The sequence below is a fragment of the Cereibacter changlensis JA139 genome (assembly GCF_003034985.1).
GTDB classification, from domain to species: Bacteria; Pseudomonadota; Alphaproteobacteria; order Rhodobacterales; family Rhodobacteraceae; genus Cereibacter; species Cereibacter changlensis.
Genome location: NZ_PZKG01000006.1, coordinates 43,320 through 60,183, shown reverse-complemented (window position 1 = coordinate 60,183; position 16,864 = coordinate 43,320). Strand labels below are relative to the sequence as shown.

The following is a 16,864-nucleotide window of genomic DNA, read 5'->3' as shown; positions in this document are numbered from 1 at the left end:
GTGGTCGTGGTGTTGCATGACATCAACATGGCTTCGGCCTGTAGCGACCGGATCGTGGCAATCAAGGACGGCCGCATCCTGCGGCGTCGCCCGCCACTGCTAGTGATCGCCGGCGCGGGATCGGGCAAGACCAGCGGCCTCTGCTGGGACATTATGTTATTGGATCTCTGCTACATTACCTGCGTTATCACGGAAAATTCCACGGGCGAGCGCCTGCTCCACTCCTGCGGCGATATGGTGGCGGAGCAGAGTGATCGCCCTGTCAGCATCCCGCGCCAATGCGGCTTCCTTCAAGGCTCGATGCTCGGGGCGCGACGCCGCCGGTCGAAAGGCTAGGGCAATCATCTGGTAGCGGAGATACTTGTCGAAGACCTCGGCATGCGTGTTCATCAGCACTGTTGATCCACAGGCGGAAATCAGCGCCTGATGGAAGCGCCAGTCGCTTTGCCGCCAGGCGTTGATGTCCGATGTGTCTCCTGCTTCCAGGCGCTCTTCGTGGGAATCCAACCGGTGCTGCGCCGCGATGACATGCGCTTCCCAGTCCAGGGAGCCCAAGGCGAAACTGCGGGCGAGCGCGTGCTCTTCGATCAGCAACCTCAGCGCGGCGATTTCGTGCAGCCCTGCGGCCGACAGGGGAGCCACGGCAAAGCCGCGCTGCCCCTCGGCCAAGGCGAAGCCGTCGGCCGTCAGCCGCGAGAGCGCTTCGCGCAGCGTGCTGGCACCGGTGGCATAGTCTTCCTTGAGCTGTTCCAGCCGAAGGCGTTGGCCGGGCCGCAATCGGCCCATAATGATGTCGCTGCGCAGCTGCTGGTAGACGCTTGCGCCGACGGTCCCCCGTGCAACAATTGCCGACAGGTCGCTCATGCTGTCCCCACGCCGAGGAGGCCCTTCTGGACCGTATAGTCGATGCAGGCGCCGATATGGCGGCCAAGGATGGTCTGCGCCTCCGCCGTGTCGCGTTGCAGGGCGGCGGCAAGCAGCGAGTCATGCTCGGCTGCGGCGGTGTCGCCGCGGAACATGACAAGGAGCATCTGATACCTGAGAAAGCGGTCGAAGATCCTTCGGTGGGCCGCCAGAAGTTCCGCGGAGCCGCAAGCCGATATCAGCGCCACATGGAACTCCCGGTCATAAGACTTCCAATCCAGGGTGACTGAGCGGTCTCCCGACAGCATCCGCTTCTCCATCCGCGACAGCTTGTGATGCGCCCCGACGACCCGCGCTTCCCATTCCAGGTCGCCTGCGTCGAAGGACAAGGCCAGAGCGTGACATTCCAGTAGGCTCCGCAGTTCGGCGATCTCTTGAAGATCTGCGGCAGAGACCGGGGCCACCTCAAAGCCTTTCTGGGCTTCGAACACGATCAGACCTTCCGAGGCGAGACGCGCAAGCACCTCGCGCAGTGTGGTCACACTGGCATCATACTCCTGACTCAGCTTCTCGAGCCGCAGCTTTCGCCGAGGGGGCAGGTGACCGAAGATGATGTCCTGGCGAAGCTGACGAAAGGCAGCCTCACCGGCCGTCTCGGAAAGTTGAGCCGTAGCGTTCATGAGATCCTCCCAGCATATTCCAGCCCAATCGCGCGCGATGATCAAGGTGATACTGGCGTGACATAGGACATATCGCGAAACGTCACAGGAAACACGAATCAGTCGTTGATTTATGAGTTGTCAGCTGGCAACCTTCCGCAAGGAGGCGGGCCGGGGAGGGCTTGTTCGCCGCATCAGGGAGGAAATTCATGTCGACAACAATCACGCGGCGCGGCTTTGCCGCGCTCGGTGGCGCTACGCTTGCCACGCCGTTTCTTTCGCGGCTGGCTTGGGCGGCGGACCCGATCAAGCTCCGGTTTTCGGCCGTTTTCTCGGATCAGGACATCCGTGCCGAGATGGCCAAGAAATTCGCCAGCGCCATCGGCGGCGATTTCGCCTTCGAGCCCTACTACGGCGGCACGCTGTTCAAGCAGGGAACCGAACTGGTGGCCCTGCAGCGCGGAAACCTAGAGATGGGCAACATCGCGCCTCAGGATGTCTCGAACCAGATCCCGGCATGGTCGGCGCTGACCTCCGGCTATCTGTTCCGTGACGCCGCCCATCTGCACAGCTTCTTTGCCAGCGACATCGGGACGGAGATGAAGACGCTGGCCGAGGAGCAGCTCGGCATCAAGATCCTTGGGCCGACGTTCTACGGGACGCGCCAGGTGGGCCTGCGGTCGGAGGGCAAGATCAGCACGCCGGCCGATCTGGCGGGGATCAACCTGCGGATGCCTGGCGGCGAGGCCTGGCAGTTCCTCGGCTCGGCGCTCGGGGCCAATCCGACGCCGATGGCCTATGCCGAGGTCTACACAGGGCTGCAGACCGGCGCGATCGACGGTCAGGACAATCCCCTGCCGAACGTCGAGAACATGAAGTTCTACGAAGTGATGAAGCAGATCGTCATGACCTCGCATCTCATCGCCTTCGATCTTCTGACGATGGCTAAGCCGGTCTGGGACGGTCTGAGCGCCGAGCAGCAGACCTTGGTGCAGACCACGGCGGACAGCGCCATCGACTGGAGCGCTCAGCAGCACGTCGAGCAGGAGATGAAGCTTGCCAAGAGCTTCGCCGAACGCGGTCTGGATGTCTACGAACCCGACGTGGAGGCGTTCCGGAGCCACGTGCAGAAGGCCTATCTGGAAAGCGATCTGGCGAAGTCCTGGCCGGAGAACATCGTCGAGCGGATTTCCGCGCTCTGAGCGGTCGCCCTCGTCCCGTCTTCCGCGGCATGGCGAGGGCTTGCCGGACCCAGGACCATCCTTGGAGGTCACATGACATTCGTCACCCTGCTCGGGGCGATTCGCCGCCGGGCCGAGAACATCGCCGCGCTCATGCTGCTGGTGATGTTCGTCGCATTCCTGCTGCAGATCGTGGCGCGTTATCTGCTGAACTTTCCGCTCGGCTGGACCTATGAGCTCAGTGCGGTGCTGTGGATTTGGCTGGTGCTGTTCGGCGCCTGCTTCGCGGTGAGAGACAATGAGGAGATGCGCTTCGATCTGATCTACGGCGCCGTGGGTCCGCGGCTGCGGCGCGCCATGGGCTTCGTCACCGCGCTTGCGGTGGTTGCCCTTTTCGGCCTCTCGCTTCCCGCCACCTGGGATTACGTGACCTTCATGAAGGTGCAGAAGTCCGCCTATCTCGGCATCCGCTTCGACGCCCTGTTCAGCATCTACGTCCTCTTCGCGGTCGTCATGATCATCCGTCACCTGTGGATCGGGTGGCGGGCGGTGTTTGGCGGGGGCCCGGATGCCTTCGATCCCGTCAAGGCGAGTTCCGGCGTATGACCCTGACCAGTCCGTTTTCGCTGTGCATCACGGCGATGACCGCCCTTGCGCTTCTCGGCCTGCCGATCGGTCTGTCGATGATCTGCGGTTCGATCTTCTACCTCTGGATGTCCGGGCTCGACATGGGCACGGCAGCCGAGCAGTTCCTGAACGGGATGTATTTCAACTATATCATCCTTGCCGTGCCGCTGTTCATCCTCGCCGCCGAGATCATGAACTCCGGTTCGATGACCGAGCGGCTGCTGCGGTTCTGCAACGTCCTCGTAGGCAGGTTCAGGGGCGGGCTGGCCCAGATCAACATCGTGCAGAGCATCATCTTCGCCGGCATGTCGGGGTCGGCCATCGCCGACGCCGCCGGCTCGGGACGGATGATGCAGAACATGATGACCGCCAATAACCGCTACACGCCCAGCTATGCGGCCGCCCTGACGGCGGTGACGTCGGTGATCGGCCCGATCATCCCTCCGTCAATCCCCATGGTGATCTACGCCCTCGTCTCCGATGCCTCCATCGGCTACCTCTTCATCGCCGGGATGGCGCCCGGGCTGCTGATGGCCAGCCTGCTGATGGTCCAGGTGGGCTGGGATGCGCGGCGCAAGAATTTTCCGGTCGAGCCTCCGGTGCCGCTGCGCGAAATCCCCCGCATCACCTGGCAGGCGCTGCCGACGCTGATGATGCCTGTCATCTTGCTCGGCTGCATCTATTCGGGCGTCACGACGCCAACCGAGGCGGCCGCCCTAGCTGCAGCCTATGCCGTGCTGGTCTCGGTGCTCTTTTACCGCAGCCTCGGGTGGCGCGAAGGCTATGCTGCGCTGCTGATCAGCGCCAAGACATCGGCCTCGATCGGCATGATGATCGGCGGGGCCTTGGTCTTCAACTACGTGGTCACCATCGAGAACATCCCGAATGCGCTGAGCAGCCTGCTGCAGGGCTGGGATCTGAGCCCCATCCAGTTCCTGCTGCTGGTCAACGTGATCCTGCTGGTGCTCGGTTGCCTGCTGGAAGGAACGACCATCCTTCTCATCATCGTCCCGGTGCTGATCCCCACGGCCAATGCGCTTGGCATCGATCTCGTGCATTTCGGGGTCGTCGTGGTGGTGAACATCATGCTGGGACTGGTGACGCCGCCTTACGGGCTCTTGCTGTTCATCATGGCCAACATATCCGGCGCGCCGACGAAACTGATAATCCGTGACAGCCTTCCCTTCCTGTTCTGGATGGTTGTCTGCCTCGGCCTCATCACCTTCTTCCCCGAAATCGTCCTCTGGCTGCCCCGGCAGGCCGGCTATGGCGCGTGAATCTCTGGCACATGACATGACCCTCTACATCCTGAACGGCCCGAACCTGAACCGCTTGGGCAAGCGTGAGCCGGAGATATACGGCCACACCACCCTTGCCGAGGTCGAGGCCTGGTCACGCGACGCTGCCGGCGATCTTTCCGTGGAATTTCGCCAGACCAATGCCGAGCACCAGCTCATCGATTGGATCCACGAGGCGATAGAGGGCAGTGCTCGCGGCATCATCATCAACCCGGCCGGGCTCACCTTCACCTCGGTGCCGATCATGGACGCGCTGAAGATGTTTTCCGGCCCGATCATCGAACTGCACATCTCCAATATCCATCAGCGCGAGGCCGTCTACCACAATTCGCTGATGTCGAAGGTCGCCACTGCCGTCATCGCCGGCCTTGGCCCACGGGGCTACCCGACCGCAGTGCGCGCCATGCGCGACCTGATCGGGGAGGCCGTCTGAAATGTCAGGGCGCGCTTCTCCTGCTGGCGCTTCCGAAATGCAGCAGACCATCCGCCTCGGACTGATCGGTGACAACATCGCTGCCTCGCAGTCTCCCCGGCTGCATCGGTTGGCGGGGTTGCAGAACGGCCGATCCGTGACCTACGACAGGCTGGTCCCGCTCGAGCATGGCAAGGACTTCGACGCCCTGTTCAGCCATGTCGCAACCTCGGGTTACCGCGGCGTGAATGTCACCTATCCCTACAAGGAGCGGGTGGTCCGCAAGGTCAGGATCGACGATCCCTTGGTGCGCGCCATCGGCGCGGTCAACACGGTGACCTTCGACGAGGACGGGCCGCGCGGCTACAACACCGACCACAGCGGTTTCGTCGCCGCCTACCGCCATATCCGCAGCAACGAGGCTACCGGAACGGTCTGCCTGATCGGGGCGGGCGGGGTCGGTAAGGCGGTGGCCTTCGGCTTGCTGGCGCTCGGCGCGACCGACATCCGCATCGTCGACCGGGATCTGCCGCGGGCTCAGGCTCTGGCCACGGCGCTCCGCGCTCTCTCGCCGAGACTGAAGACAGAGGTGGGCGCCGATGCGGCGGACTGGGCGCGCGGGGCGACCGGCCTGATCAACTGCACGCCGATCGGCATGGTCGGCCATGGCGGAACGCCGTTGCCCCTATCCACCATGGCAGGATCGGAGTGGGTGTTCGACGCGGTCTACACGCCGGTCGACACGCCCTTCCTGCAGGATGCCGCCGCCGAGGGGCTGACGGTCATCTCGGGTTACGAGCTATTCATCGGCCAGGGGGCGGACGCCTGGACAATCTTCACCGGCCTGCCGCTCGATCAGGACCGGCTGCGCGCCGATCTGCTGCAACCGGAGTGATGCCATGAAAACTTCGATCGCGACCGTCTCGATCTCGGGCAACTTCCGCGAAAAGCTGGCGGCGATCGCCGAGGCGGGCTTCGATGGTATCGAAATCTTCGAGCAGGATTTCATCGCCTGGGACGGCAGCCCGCGGCAAGTGGGTCGGATGGTGCGCGATCACGGGCTGGAGATCACCCTGTTCCAGCCATTCCGCGACTTCGAATGCCTGCCCGAACCGCATCGCGCCCGCGCCTTCTCGCGCGCCCGGCGCAAGTTCGACCTGATGGCCGAACTGGGCACCGACCTGATGCTGGTCTGCTCCTCGGTCCATCCGGAAAGCACGGGCGGGGTAGACCGCGCGGCGGCCGATTTCCGCGAGCTGGGCGAAATTGCCGCCGAACGCGGCCTGCGGGTGGGTTTCGAGGCGCTGGCCTGGGGCCGGCACTTCAACGATCACCGCGACGCCTGGGAGGTGGTGCGCCGCGCCGACCACCCGAACGCCGGGCTGATACTCGACAGTTTTCACACTCTGGGTCGGGGCCTCGACCCCGAGACGATCCGGCGCATCCCCGGCGACCGCATCTTCTTCGTTCAGCTGGCCGACGCGCCGCTGATCGGGATGGACCTGCTCTACTGGTCCCGCCACTTCCGCAACATGCCGGGCGAGGGCGATCTCGATGTCGTGGGCTTCATGCGCGCAGTGATGGCGACAGGTTATGCCGGGCCGCTGTCGCTGGAGATATTCAACGACCAGTTCCGGGGCGGGCTGCCCCGTCTGGTGGCGGCGGACGGCCATCGCTCGCTGGTCGACCTGATGGACCGCGTGCGACGTGCGGAGCCTGCTCTACCGGTGGGCCTGCAGGCATTTCCACCGCCGGCAGCCGTCGATGCAGTGGAATTTATCGAGTTTTCGACCGGTCCGGACGAGGTTCCCGAACTGGAGGCGCTTCTGGCCGCCACCGGTTTCGTAAAGGCCGGTCATCATGTCTCGAAGGCGGTCACGCTATGGCGGCAGGGCAGGATCAACCTGCTGGTGAACTGCGAGACCAGCGGCTTCGCCCATTCGGCCTATGTCAGCCGCGGCACCAGCGTCACCGAGATCGGCCTCACCATGCCCGATGCCGCCGCCAGCTTCGCCCGCGCCGTGGCGCTTGGGGCCGAGGTCCATGAGCAGACGACCGGGCCAGGCGAGTTGTCCATCCCCGCCATCGCTGGCGTAGGAACCAGCATGCTGCGATTTCTCGATCGGGAAACAGATCTGGGCAGCATCTGGGAAGTGGACTTCAACCACCCCACCGAGACGCTGGGGGCGGCGGGCCTGTTGCGGGTCGATCACATCGCGCAGACGATGGCGCATGACGAGATGCTCAGCTGGGCGTTGTTCTACACGTCGATCTTCGACGCCTCCCGATCGGCCATGGTGGATGTCGTCGATCCGGGCGGACTGGTGCGCAGTCAGGCGGTTGAAAGCGGCGCGCTGCGGGTGACGCTGAACGGGGCCGAGACCCGGCGCACCCTGGCCGGGCGCTTCATCTCCGAAAGCCTCGGCGCGTCGGTCCAGCACATCGCCTTCGCCACAGACGACATCTTCGGCACCGCGGCACGGCTGGCGGCCTCCGGCTTTCCGATCCTGCGCATCGGGGCCAACTACTACGACGACCTCGACGCGCGCTTCGGGCTGGAGCCGGAGCTGTCGCAGCGGCTGCGGGACGGCAGCATCCTGTATGACCGCGATGCGGAGGGCGAGTTCTTCCAGCTCTACAGCACCAGCCGCGCCGACGGCATGTTCTTCGAGGTGGTGGAGCGGCGCGGCCGCTATGCGGGCTACGGCGCGCCGAATGCCCCGTTCCGCATCGCCGCCCAGCGGCGCGCGGCGCGCCCAGCGGGGTTGCCCCGCGAGTGATGAGCAAAGGAACTGTTAGTGAGGCGGGGGCATGCATGTTCTGCCGCGTCCCCGGAAGCGCTGCCGTGCCTTAGACGGCACAGCATGACATCAGCCGCTACGGTTATTAGCCGCGAGCGCGCCCGCCGCGATCTTCGACCCGAAAGGAAACCGCCTGCCATGAAACGACTGCTGCTCGTCCGCCACGGGGAAAGCGTCTGGAACGCCACACGCCGGCTGCAGGGCCAGGCCGACATCCCGCTGTCGGAGCGGGGGCAGGATCAGGTGCGGGCGCTGGCCCCGCTGGTCGCCCGGCTGGCGCCGGATCTGGTGCTGACCTCCGACCTGCAGCGCGCCCGGCGGAGCGCGGTGCTACTGGGCCATCCCAAGGCGCGGCTGCAGCCGCTGTTGCGCGAGATCTCGGTCGGCGACTGGACCGGCGAGAGCATCGACGCGCTGGACCCGGGCCCCTACCAGGGCTGGCGCGAGGGCAGCCACGTGCCGGAGGGCGGCGAGTCCTGGGCCGCGTTCAGCGCCCGGACCGGCCGCGCCGTGGACGAGGCGCAGGCGGAGGGGCAGGCCACCGTGCTGATGGTCTGCCACGGCGGCGTGATCCGGGCGCTCCTGGACCGGCTGGTCGGGCTCGCCCCGCGGCATATCCTGCCCGTGGGACCGGCCAGCCTCACCGTGCTCGGCTTCCGCAACGGCCTTGCCCGGCTCGAGGCGCTGAACGTCACACCGGGCGGGCTGTCGCTCGACGCGCCGGACTGAGACGCCGACGGCTTGTCCTTGCGTCCTCCGGCCGGCAACGGCCCGCCGCTCGCTCATCTCGTGCGGCTTCACGAGGATCGCGACGGCTTCGCGCTCGGCGGCGGGCGTTTCGACTTTCGCGACAGGAGATCCTTCAATGCTGCCCGGCTAAGACTAAACGCTGCAGGATGCAGGTTCCGTCGCTGGCACATCCCTTCTTTTGCATGATGGCGTCTGATCCCCATGCGCGTCATCGCAACAAGACACGACGGTGGGGCGGCAATGCGTCGACGCGACATGCGCTGCGCGATTATTCCGTCTCGCAGACAAGGCGGCAAAGCGCTGTCAGCCGCTCGAGCGTTGCGTCGACGCAGGTCCCGATGTCCTTCTCGTCCTGCGCCGCCCAGAGTTGCACCGCTTGGCGGAGGGCGGCGATGACGATCTGGGACAGCAGATCGAGGGTAAGTGCGTCAGTCTCGGGCAGGCGATGCGACAGAATGGACGCCACGCTAGAGCGGAGGACCCTAAGATGATCCTCGAACAGGCTCATTAACCGGGGCGCCTCTTCGGACAGGGCGATCATGTCGTGGATCGCACCGCGGTTCACGTCCTCTTGGATCAGGTGCGTTCGCATCAGCCTAGCGAGGTCGTCGTGCAGCGAGCCGGTCCCCTCGACAAAGGCGCATATCGCCTCGTCGGAAAACTCAGGCGTTTCTCCGACGGCGGCGGCTTCCTTGTTGGCATAATAGTTGAAGAAGGTGCGCACGCTCACCTGCGCCTCGGCGGCGATCATGCCGGTGGTGACCACGTCGAAGCCGTGCCGCCGGGCCAGACGGAGGGTCGCCGCCTGAATGTCGCGGGCGGTCTGTCGCCGGCGACGGCTGCGCAGGGAGGAAACCATGATAACTCGGGTCACCTTTTCTTGCAGGGTGTGCAAATCTTGCTTATGCTGCATACTCTCAGGCCAAGGCCGTCTGCGCAACCACTCTTCCCGCAAGCACAGGATCTCCTATGAAATCTGCCCCCTATTTCTGCCGCTGTGTTGCGGCGTCCGCCGTGCTTTGGGCGGGATGCGCCTTGGCGCAGACTCCGGAGCCTGCCGCGAGGCAGGTCGGCGTGATCGATCTCGTCGTGCAAGAGGTGCCGCGTGTCTATGTGCTGCCGGGCCGGGCCGTCGCCTTCGAGGAGGCCGACATCCGGCCGCGGGTTGGCGGGATCGTGACCGAGATCATCTATGCGCAGGGCGAAGCAATTGAGGCCGGGGATCCGATGTTCCGCATCGACCCGGTGACCTACGAGGCTGCCGTGGCGCAGGCGACGGCCAATCTTGCCTCGGCGCGCGCGGCGGTGCCGCAGGCCGAGGCAGCCTATGGTCGGGCGCAGGCACTGGTGGGGTCGGGCTCCACGCAGGCGACGCTGGAGTCCGCACTCGCTACCTTGGAGCAGGCCCGCGCAGCCGTGCAGGGTAACGAGGCGACGCTGAAGCTGGCCGAGACGGAACTGTCTTGGACGACTGTCACCAGCCCGATCGACGGGATGGCCAGCCTGACCGGCGTCTCGGTCGGCGATCTGGTGACCGCGAGCCAGGCCGACGTGATGGCCACCGTGACCCGGCTCGATCCGATCGAGGTGGACATGTACGAGCCCTCGGTCCGGCTGCTGCAGATCCGCAACGACATGACCGAGGGTCGGCTGCGGCTGGCCGAGCGGCTCCAGGCCAGCCTGACGCTGGAGAACGGCGAGACTTATGAAGCGACCGGGGAATTCGTGGCGCCGGGTTACACCGTCTCGACCACGACCGGCACAGTGGACTTCCGCTTCCGCTTCGACAATCCCGACAACCGGCTGCTGCCCGGCATGTTCGTGCGCGGACGTGTCGAGCTTGGGCAGACCGACGCGCTATTGGTGCCGCAACTTGCCGCTACGCGGCGCCGGGACGGGCAGCTGACGGCTTGGGTCATCGAAGACGGCAAGGCGGCGCAGCGTGAGTTGTCCGAAGATGGCAGCTATCAGAACAGCTGGATCGTGACCGGAGGGCTCGCCGAGGGTGATCAGTTGATCGTCGACGGCCGCACCGGCCTGACCGAAGGCGCCGCCGTGACGCCCGTGCCGATCGAGATCGACGCCCAAGGCGTGATCCGCGACACCGCCCCTGCAGCGGACGCTGCTCCGGCAGAAGCGGAGTAGACATCACATGGCCCGTTTCTTCATTCACCGCCCGGTGTTCGCTTGGGTGATCGCCATCGTGACCATGCTGGCGGGGGCCTTCGGCCTCGCCACCCTGCCCATCGCCCAATACCCCGAGATCGCCCCGACGACGGTCCGCGTCAGCGCCAGCTATACCGGCGCCTCCGCCGAGATCGTCGAGAACTCGGTGACCACGATCATCGAGGACGGGATGACCGGGATCGATGGCCTGATCTACATGACCTCGTCCACAAGCCCCGGCTCGACCTCGATCTCGCTCACCTTCGACGACACGGTCGATCCGGAGATCGCGCAGGTGCAGGTGCAGAACAAGCTGCAACTGGTCACCTCGCAGCTTCCTGACATCGTGCAGAGCCAAGGGATCTCGGTCTCCCGCTCCACCTCGTCGATCCTGCTGGTCGGCGCGCTGACCTCGTCGGATGGCAGCTATTCGTCGCTCGAGCTTGGCGATCTTGTGGCGCAGTCGGTCGAGGACGCGGTGAAGCGGACGCCGGGTGTCGGGTCGATCAACTCCTTCGGCTCGGGCTATGCGATGCGGATCTGGCTCGATCCGATGAAGCTGGTGCAGTATCAGGTGACGCCGGGGGACGTGACCTCGGCCGTGTCCGAACAGAACACCAACGTCACCGTTGGCAGCCTCGGGGCGCAGCCCACGCTCGAAGGCCAGCAACTGAGCGTCAGCCTCTCGGCGCAGTCGCAGTTGTCCACCGTCAGCGAGTTCGAGCGCATCCTGCTGCGGGTGGACGAGGACGGCTCCACGGTGTTTCTGGGCGACGTTGCGCGGATCGAGATCGGGCAGGAGAGCTATGGCTCCTCCTCGCGCTACAACGGCAATCCTGCTGCGGGGTTCGCCGTGAACCTCGCCACGGGCGCGAATGCGGTCGACACGGCAGAGTCCGTGCGGACCGTACTGGACGGTGTCGCCTCGGCGCTGCCGGCAGGGGTCGAGATCGTCTATCCCTACGACACGTCACCCTTCGTCGAAGAGTCGATCAACCAAGTCTACCACACGCTGTTCGAGGCGGTGGCGCTGGTCTTCCTCGTCATCCTCGTCTTCCTGCAAAGCTGGCGTGCGACGCTGATCCCGACTATCGCTGTTCCGGTCGTGCTGCTGGGCACATTCGGCATTCTGGCCATCGCTGGGCTGTCGATCAACACGCTGACCATGTTCGCGCTGGTGCTCGCCATCGGCCTGCTGGTCGATGATGCTATCGTCGTGGTGGAAAACGTCGAGCGGGTGATGGAGGAGGAAGGGCTGGACCCCGTCGCCGCGACCGAGAAGAGCATGGACGAGATCACCGGCGCGCTGGTCGGTATCGTGCTGGTCCTGTCCGCGGTGTTCCTGCCGATGGCTTTCATGTCCGGCTCCACCGGGGTGATCTACCGGCAGTTCTCGGTGACGATCATCTCGGCCATGGGGCTCTCGCTAGGGGTCGCGGTGATCCTGACGCCGGCGATGTGCGCAAGCCTTCTGAAACCGCGCAGCCATGGCGGCGGCATTGCGCCGGCCCGCTGGTTCAACCGCACGCTGGACCGGGCGACGAACGGCTACGGTTCGGTCGTCACGCGCCTTCTGCGACGACCGTTCCGCATGCTGATCCTACTGGTCGCGATCTCGGCCGGGGCGATGGCGCTCTATGGCAAGCTGCCGGGCTCGTTTATCCCGCAGGAGGATCAGGGCGTGCTGATGGTCATGGTCGAGACGCCGGAAGGGTCTACCACCGGCCAGACCGAGGCGGTGGTCGAGGATCTGGAGCGCTATCTTCTGACCGAGGAGACCGACACTGTCGACTCCGTCTTCGGCGCGCTCGGCTTCAGCTTTGGCGGTAGCGGGCAGAACAAGGCCATGCTCTTCGTCAAGCTGAAGGAGTTCGACTCGCGCGAGGGCTTCGATGCGGCCAGTCTGGCCGACCGGGCGAACGGGCGGTTCTTCGGCAGCCGGGCGGGGCAGATCTTCTTCCTGATGCCGCCTGCGATCCAGGGTCTTGGGACGTCGGACGGGTTCACCATGTATCTCGTGGATCAGTCCGGAGCAGGGCAGGCTGCGTTGACTGAAGCAGCGGACCAGCTGGTAGCCACGGCGCAGACGGATGGCCGGGCGACCGGCCTGCGCGGCAACGAGGCGCCGTTCGAGACAACGCTGCGGCTGGACCTCGACCAGCAGAAGGCGACGGCGTTCGGTCTGTCGATCCCGGAGGTGAACGCGATGCTCTCGGTCATCTTCTCCGGCCGCGACGTGAACGACTTCACCCTAGGAACTGAATTGCGCCCGGTGATCGTGCAGGGCGAGGCCGAGGCGAGGATGCAGCCGACCGACATCGACCGTTGGTATGCCCGCAATGGCGCCGGCGAGATGGTGCCCTTCTCGGCATTCGCCACGCAGGTCTGGGATCAGGAACCGCAGAGCCTCGCCCGCTACGGCGGCACCCGCGCGCTGGAACTGAGCGGGTCGGCCGGGGCGGGTGTCTCCTCCGGTGCGGCTATGGATGCGATGGAAGAGTTGGTGGCCGATCTGGACGGCGGCTACGGCACCGCTTGGACCTCGCTGTCCTATCAGGAGCGGCTGTCGGGCAATCAGGCGCCGCTGCTGTTCGCCCTGTCGGCCCTGGTGGTGTTTCTCTGTCTGGCGGCGCTCTATGAAAGCTGGACCGTGCCGCTGGCGGTGATGATGACGGTGCCGATCGGCATCCTCGGGGCTCTGGCGGCGGCGCTGCTGTTCGGCCAGTCGAACGACGTCTACTTCAAGGTCGGGCTGCTAACGACCATCGGCCTTGCGGCGCGCAACGCGATCCTGATCGTGGAGTTCGCGCAGACGCTGCACAAGGGCGGCAAGCCGCTGATCGAGGCCGCCATAGAGGCGTCTCGCCTCCGTCTCCGCCCTATCCTAATGACCACCTTCGCCTTCATGCTGGGCGTCCTGCCGCTGGCAACCGCCACCGGCGCCGGAGCCGGTGCGCAGCAGGCCATTGGCATCGGCGTGCTGGGCGGGATGGCGGCCTCGGCGGTGATCGGGATCTTCCTTGTCCCGGTGTTCTACATCGCGGTGCTGCGGGGGGTGCAGATGATCCGTCCCAAGTCAGGCCGCGCCAAGGAAGCGTGATCGGTGGGCCCGGCGTTCCATATATGCCGGGCCTCGATAATATCGAGGTGCCACCCGTTTGGCGAAAAAACGTGGCCGCCGCTTGTCATCCTAAGCATTGGCACACAGGCTCCTTGACCTGCCCAAACCCCTCCCTGCCGATGTGCGTCGCTTCCGACCGGGGCAGATCCTGCGATAGACAGGCGTCTCTCCATGTCTGCGCCCCACGCGCCTTCGATCACCAACATGGGAGAGTGAAACGAAAGCCGGCTAGCGCCAGCGGCAAGTCACGCGGAGAGAGCCCTATGTCACCGTGCCGGCTGCGCCAGAAGGGCGTGGCAGTCACTGTGAAGGGCGCCGTCGATGCGGTCGCGGCAAAGACGTGAGAGGGCAGCGTGTCGGCGGCGCCGGCGGCATTGCCGGTCAGCCAGGTTTCGATCCGGTCGGCAGCCTCCGGATCAAGGCTGGCATCTTCGCCGAAATGGTCGGAAAGACCCGCCATCAGCGCCTGCCACGACGCGGCAGGCAGCAGGCTCGGGTGATAGGCCATGTGACAGGCCGAGCATTCCTCGCGAGTCGTCGTGTCGAAGGCGGTGGGCAGACCGTCGATTTCGCGGGTGATCAGCATGCTGTCCGCCGACCAGAGCCCTGCGCCTGCGAGCAGCACAAGGAAGAGGGCCAGCAGACCCTTGGCGGGCAGGTCGCGCACCGGATGGTCGCCGGTCGAGCCTCCTTCCGTCCGGTCAGCATGGACCGAGCCAGGTTCTCGCCACTCCGGCGGCTTTCAAACGCGACCCCAGCAAGGTGGAGGGAGACCAGTCCGACAACAGCCCATGCCGCAGCCTCATGCACCTCGCGACCCGTCAGCCCGGCGTCGAACGACCAGAAGGCCAGCGGTCCGGTCTTGAAGATGCCTCCCAGCACCACGAGCCCGCTCACGCAGATCACGAGCATGCACCCGATGAGCCCGAAGACCATGAGAGCGCCCACTGGGTTGTGCCCGAGGTGACGCGGAGCGTCGCTTCGAAGATGCTCGACAACGCTCTGCGGATTGGGGAGGAAATCCGAAAAGCGGGCATGGGTCGAGCCGGTGAAACCCCAGACGATCCTTGCGATAACAAGACCTCCCGCAACAAGTCCCGAACCGATGTGCCATTGGAGAACCTCCGGCCCACCGAAGAAGCCGGTGGCTGCGGCACCCGACACTGAGACCGCAAGCGCCCAGTGAAACAGCCGGAGCGGCAGATCCCAGACCGAAATGGAGGATAGAGGCATAACCGGGCTCCCGATGGCGGTAGCCCTTTTTCAGGCCCTCAGGTGACGCAGGCCTGAATGGGACTGTCAGCTATCAGTAAGAGGCCGAGCCGGTCTGAGCTGTTTCAACAACGATTTACCATGTGGTATGCCTCACGCGCAAGAATGCGCTCTTCGCCGGCTCGAAGCGCGGAGGTGAAAGTTGGGCGATCCTAGGCTCGCTGGTGAACACCGCCAAGCTCAACGGCATCGATCGGGAACTCTGGCTTGCGGACGTTCTGGAGCGGACCGTCTCCGGCGCCACCCCGATCAACCGGCTCGACACGTTGCCGCCCTGGACCTGGAAGGCCGCGCGCGAGGCGCTGCGGCCGACGCCATTGCTTCCGCAGCCCGTCAGCCCCTCGTCCACGAGACATGGAGCTATTCAGAGACGCGGCCATGCGCTTGCGGAGCCCAAAAAAAGAGGCCGAGGAGCAGGTCACAAGAGCGAACGGCTTATCCCATCTTGCACTTATCCACTCACGGGAGGGGATAAGACATGAGTAGATCCCTTGCGCGTTGCCGTGTCAGGTTGAGGCCAGACGTGACCGCTTACCGCTGTCTCGCCTTGCGATCTGCGTAGCGCCGGTCACGCTCGGCTTTCTTATCCGCTTCCGTGAGGACAGCTCGTGAGGCGTCGTCCTTCATGTCCAGTTCATGGGCAGCGATTTCGGCTGCTGCGACGGCGGCGGCCTCTGCCTGTTCAAGATCGAGCCGTTCCTGTTCCTCGCGCTTGCCCTTGACTCGGTCAGCCTGGCGTTCTTCCTTGGCCGCCGCTCGTGCAACGCGCTCTTCTTGCCGTGCAATGCGCGTGGGCTCCGCAGCTTCGACAGCTGCGCGGTGAGCGTTCAACAGGGCTGCCTTTGACTCAGACGCAGCGATGCGACGATCGGCGAGGTTGTCCTTCGGGTTCTTCATCGGGTGTCTTCCGGTGTTTCCTGACGATTGGCAAAGGCAACTAGGGCTCGCGGTCACAGTGGTCAAGTTGATTCAAGATCAGGTCGGGCAGCTGCACGCTTGGTAAAGCTTCTCGATACTTTACGATCAGGCGCATCACTTTGACGGGCTGACAGCGAGCACGGAGACTATTCGGAGCTGAGCACTGGTCTCTGGACGCTGCACGGGGACGTCGGCGATTTGGCCCCGATGCAGTCGCTATTCAAAAGCTGGAAGGTTCTGTGGAAGGAGCGCGCATGCCAGAGCGGACTTGACGGGCGATGCCAACGGGCGGGCTCGGCGTATGCGGTGACGACAAGGCGCAGAGCGGTGTTGCCTGCCTTGAATAGGATATCCTGTTGCTCGCGCTGACGACCGCGCGGCACAACGAATCGCACCTGTAGATTCAGCATCTCGCCGTCGCGCTCGGCATGGATGATGATCGACATGCGCAGCTTCTGACGGGCGCCCTGTCTACGCGCGACATAAGACAAAGCCGCTAAACCGATCTGCTGGTCGTGGCTGTCCGGCGACATCCGGATCTGGCCATGTGCCACAAATGGTGCAGCACGAGCGGCCGGCCGGCGTGCTCGGTGACGGGCATCTTCATACTGTAGACATCACGCAGGATTACTGGCGTCATCCCAGCAAAAGCCGGTCGGTCGGTCGGCAGGGATCATGAACACCGTGGAGATCTATGACACGCGCTCGACCAAGCGATATGGCATCTCCCACCTACGATGTAGAGGGCGACTATGTAGCGCCTGGGTATCGATGATCTTCCTTGCAACTTGCCGC

The 16,864-nt window shown here is 64.8% G+C and carries 16 protein-coding genes and 1 pseudogene; 10 read left to right on the top strand and 7 right to left on the bottom strand.

Annotation, left to right across the window (positions count from 1 at the left end; genetic code table 11):
- Positions 1-156: 156 nt before the first annotated feature.
- Together C5F48_RS02570 and C5F48_RS02565 are read right to left on the bottom strand one after the other, a co-directional pair.
- Complete coding sequence (locus C5F48_RS02570) at positions 157-864, bottom strand: GntR family transcriptional regulator (protein WP_107662343.1); 708 nt, start codon at positions 862-864, stop codon at positions 157-159.
- Positions 861-1,544 (bottom strand): GntR family transcriptional regulator, encoded by a 684-nt coding sequence (locus C5F48_RS02565; RefSeq protein WP_107662342.1) that lies wholly within the window; start codon positions 1,542-1,544, stop codon positions 861-863. Before C5F48_RS02565 ends, C5F48_RS02570 begins: the two co-directional genes overlap by 4 nt.
- Before the next feature lie 188 nt (positions 1,545-1,732).
- On the opposite strand from C5F48_RS02565, the gene dctP reads away from it, so the two are divergent.
- The 7 genes from dctP to C5F48_RS02530 all read left to right on the top strand — a co-directional run bounded on the left by dctP (position 1,733) and on the right by C5F48_RS02530 (position 8,571).
- On the top strand, positions 1,733-2,725 hold the full coding sequence (dctP, locus tag C5F48_RS02560; RefSeq protein WP_107662341.1) for a TRAP transporter substrate-binding protein DctP: 993 nt from the start codon (positions 1,733-1,735) through the stop codon (positions 2,723-2,725).
- A gap of 72 nt (positions 2,726-2,797) precedes the next feature.
- Positions 2,798-3,310, top strand: coding sequence for a TRAP transporter small permease (locus C5F48_RS02555; protein WP_107662340.1), 513 nt, complete (start codon positions 2,798-2,800; stop codon positions 3,308-3,310).
- Positions 3,307-4,608 (top strand): TRAP transporter large permease, encoded by a 1,302-nt coding sequence (locus C5F48_RS02550; protein WP_107662339.1) that lies wholly within the window; start codon positions 3,307-3,309, stop codon positions 4,606-4,608. Before C5F48_RS02555 ends, C5F48_RS02550 begins: the two co-directional genes overlap by 4 nt.
- Positions 4,609-4,624: 16 nt before the next feature.
- Positions 4,625-5,062 (top strand): type II 3-dehydroquinate dehydratase, encoded by a 438-nt coding sequence (locus C5F48_RS02545; protein ID WP_107662355.1) that lies wholly within the window; start codon positions 4,625-4,627, stop codon positions 5,060-5,062.
- 37 nt (positions 5,063-5,099) lie between these two features.
- Positions 5,100-5,936 carry a shikimate dehydrogenase family protein gene (locus C5F48_RS02540; protein WP_107662338.1) on the top strand — a complete coding sequence of 279 codons (837 nt, stop codon included), beginning with the start codon at positions 5,100-5,102 and terminating at the stop codon, positions 5,934-5,936.
- A 4-nt stretch (positions 5,937-5,940) separates the two neighbouring features.
- Positions 5,941-7,821, top strand: a complete 1,881-nt coding sequence (locus C5F48_RS02535) for a bifunctional sugar phosphate isomerase/epimerase/4-hydroxyphenylpyruvate dioxygenase family protein (protein WP_107662337.1) — start codon at positions 5,941-5,943, stop codon at positions 7,819-7,821.
- A gap of 159 nt (positions 7,822-7,980) precedes the next feature.
- A complete protein-coding gene (locus C5F48_RS02530; protein WP_107662336.1) occupies positions 7,981-8,571 on the top strand; it encodes a histidine phosphatase family protein in 591 nt (196 codons plus the stop codon).
- A gap of 289 nt (positions 8,572-8,860) precedes the next feature.
- On the opposite strand, the gene C5F48_RS02525 is transcribed toward C5F48_RS02530, so the two are convergent.
- Positions 8,861-9,451 (bottom strand): TetR/AcrR family transcriptional regulator, encoded by a 591-nt coding sequence (locus C5F48_RS02525; RefSeq protein ID WP_170139738.1) that lies wholly within the window; start codon positions 9,449-9,451, stop codon positions 8,861-8,863.
- Positions 9,452-9,627: 176 nt separating this feature from the next.
- Here C5F48_RS02525 and C5F48_RS02520 point away from each other — a divergent pair, with 176 nt between their 5' ends.
- Complete coding sequence (locus tag C5F48_RS02520) at positions 9,628-10,737, top strand: efflux RND transporter periplasmic adaptor subunit (RefSeq protein WP_245941518.1); 1,110 nt, start codon at positions 9,628-9,630, stop codon at positions 10,735-10,737.
- A gap of 7 nt (positions 10,738-10,744) precedes the next feature.
- Positions 10,745-13,858, top strand: a complete 3,114-nt coding sequence (locus tag C5F48_RS02515; protein WP_107662333.1) for an efflux RND transporter permease subunit — start codon at positions 10,745-10,747, stop codon at positions 13,856-13,858.
- 217 nt (positions 13,859-14,075) lie between these two features.
- Here the strand turns inward: C5F48_RS02515 and C5F48_RS25950 are convergent, their stop codons facing one another.
- On the bottom strand, positions 14,076-14,546 hold the full coding sequence (locus C5F48_RS25950; RefSeq protein WP_245941519.1) for a diheme cytochrome c: 471 nt from the start codon (positions 14,544-14,546) through the stop codon (positions 14,076-14,078).
- Positions 14,459-15,112 carry a cytochrome b/b6 domain-containing protein gene (locus C5F48_RS25945; RefSeq protein WP_258186479.1) on the bottom strand — a complete coding sequence of 218 codons (654 nt, stop codon included), beginning with the start codon at positions 15,110-15,112 and terminating at the stop codon, positions 14,459-14,461. The genes C5F48_RS25950 and C5F48_RS25945 overlap by 88 nt, the downstream gene beginning before the upstream one ends.
- 125 nt (positions 15,113-15,237) lie before the next feature.
- On the opposite strand from C5F48_RS25945, the pseudogene C5F48_RS25940 reads away from it, so the two are divergent.
- Positions 15,238-15,450, top strand: a pseudogene (locus tag C5F48_RS25940) (transposase domain-containing protein); the annotation flags it as partial.
- A gap of 232 nt (positions 15,451-15,682) precedes the next feature.
- Here the strand turns inward: C5F48_RS25940 and C5F48_RS02500 are convergent.
- Positions 15,683-16,048 (bottom strand): DUF6481 family protein, encoded by a 366-nt coding sequence (locus tag C5F48_RS02500; protein WP_107662331.1) that lies wholly within the window; start codon positions 16,046-16,048, stop codon positions 15,683-15,685.
- Between the two features lie 167 nt (positions 16,049-16,215).
- Complete coding sequence (locus tag C5F48_RS02495; protein ID WP_146170550.1) at positions 16,216-16,515, bottom strand: hypothetical protein; 300 nt, start codon at positions 16,513-16,515, stop codon at positions 16,216-16,218.
- Positions 16,516-16,864 lie beyond the last annotated feature (349 nt).

Excerpts from the sequence above, each read along its gene's own strand:
- C5F48_RS02570 (WP_107662343.1), bottom strand. The coding sequence starts at position 864 with ATGAGCGACCTGTCGGCAATTGTTGCACGGGGGACCGTCGGCGCAAGC.
- C5F48_RS02565 (WP_107662342.1), bottom strand. The coding sequence starts at position 1,544 with ATGAACGCTACGGCTCAACTTTCCGAGACGGCCGGTGAGGCTGCCTTT.
- dctP (WP_107662341.1), top strand. The coding sequence starts at position 1,733 with ATGTCGACAACAATCACGCGGCGCGGCTTTGCCGCGCTCGGTGGCGCT.
- C5F48_RS02555 (WP_107662340.1), top strand. The coding sequence starts at position 2,798 with ATGACATTCGTCACCCTGCTCGGGGCGATTCGCCGCCGGGCCGAGAAC.
- C5F48_RS02550 (WP_107662339.1), top strand. The coding sequence starts at position 3,307 with ATGACCCTGACCAGTCCGTTTTCGCTGTGCATCACGGCGATGACCGCC.
- C5F48_RS02545 (WP_107662355.1), top strand. The coding sequence starts at position 4,625 with ATGACCCTCTACATCCTGAACGGCCCGAACCTGAACCGCTTGGGCAAG.
- C5F48_RS02540 (WP_107662338.1), top strand. The coding sequence starts at position 5,100 with ATGCAGCAGACCATCCGCCTCGGACTGATCGGTGACAACATCGCTGCC.
- C5F48_RS02535 (WP_107662337.1), top strand. The coding sequence starts at position 5,941 with ATGAAAACTTCGATCGCGACCGTCTCGATCTCGGGCAACTTCCGCGAA.
- C5F48_RS02530 (WP_107662336.1), top strand. The coding sequence starts at position 7,981 with ATGAAACGACTGCTGCTCGTCCGCCACGGGGAAAGCGTCTGGAACGCC.
- C5F48_RS02525 (WP_170139738.1), bottom strand. The coding sequence starts at position 9,451 with ATGGTTTCCTCCCTGCGCAGCCGTCGCCGGCGACAGACCGCCCGCGAC.
- C5F48_RS02515 (WP_107662333.1), top strand. The coding sequence starts at position 10,745 with ATGGCCCGTTTCTTCATTCACCGCCCGGTGTTCGCTTGGGTGATCGCC.
- C5F48_RS25945 (WP_258186479.1), bottom strand. The coding sequence starts at position 15,112 with ATGCCTCTATCCTCCATTTCGGTCTGGGATCTGCCGCTCCGGCTGTTT.
- C5F48_RS02500 (WP_107662331.1), bottom strand. The coding sequence starts at position 16,048 with ATGAAGAACCCGAAGGACAACCTCGCCGATCGTCGCATCGCTGCGTCT.
- C5F48_RS02495 (WP_146170550.1), bottom strand. The coding sequence starts at position 16,515 with ATGTCGATCATCATCCATGCCGAGCGCGACGGCGAGATGCTGAATCTA.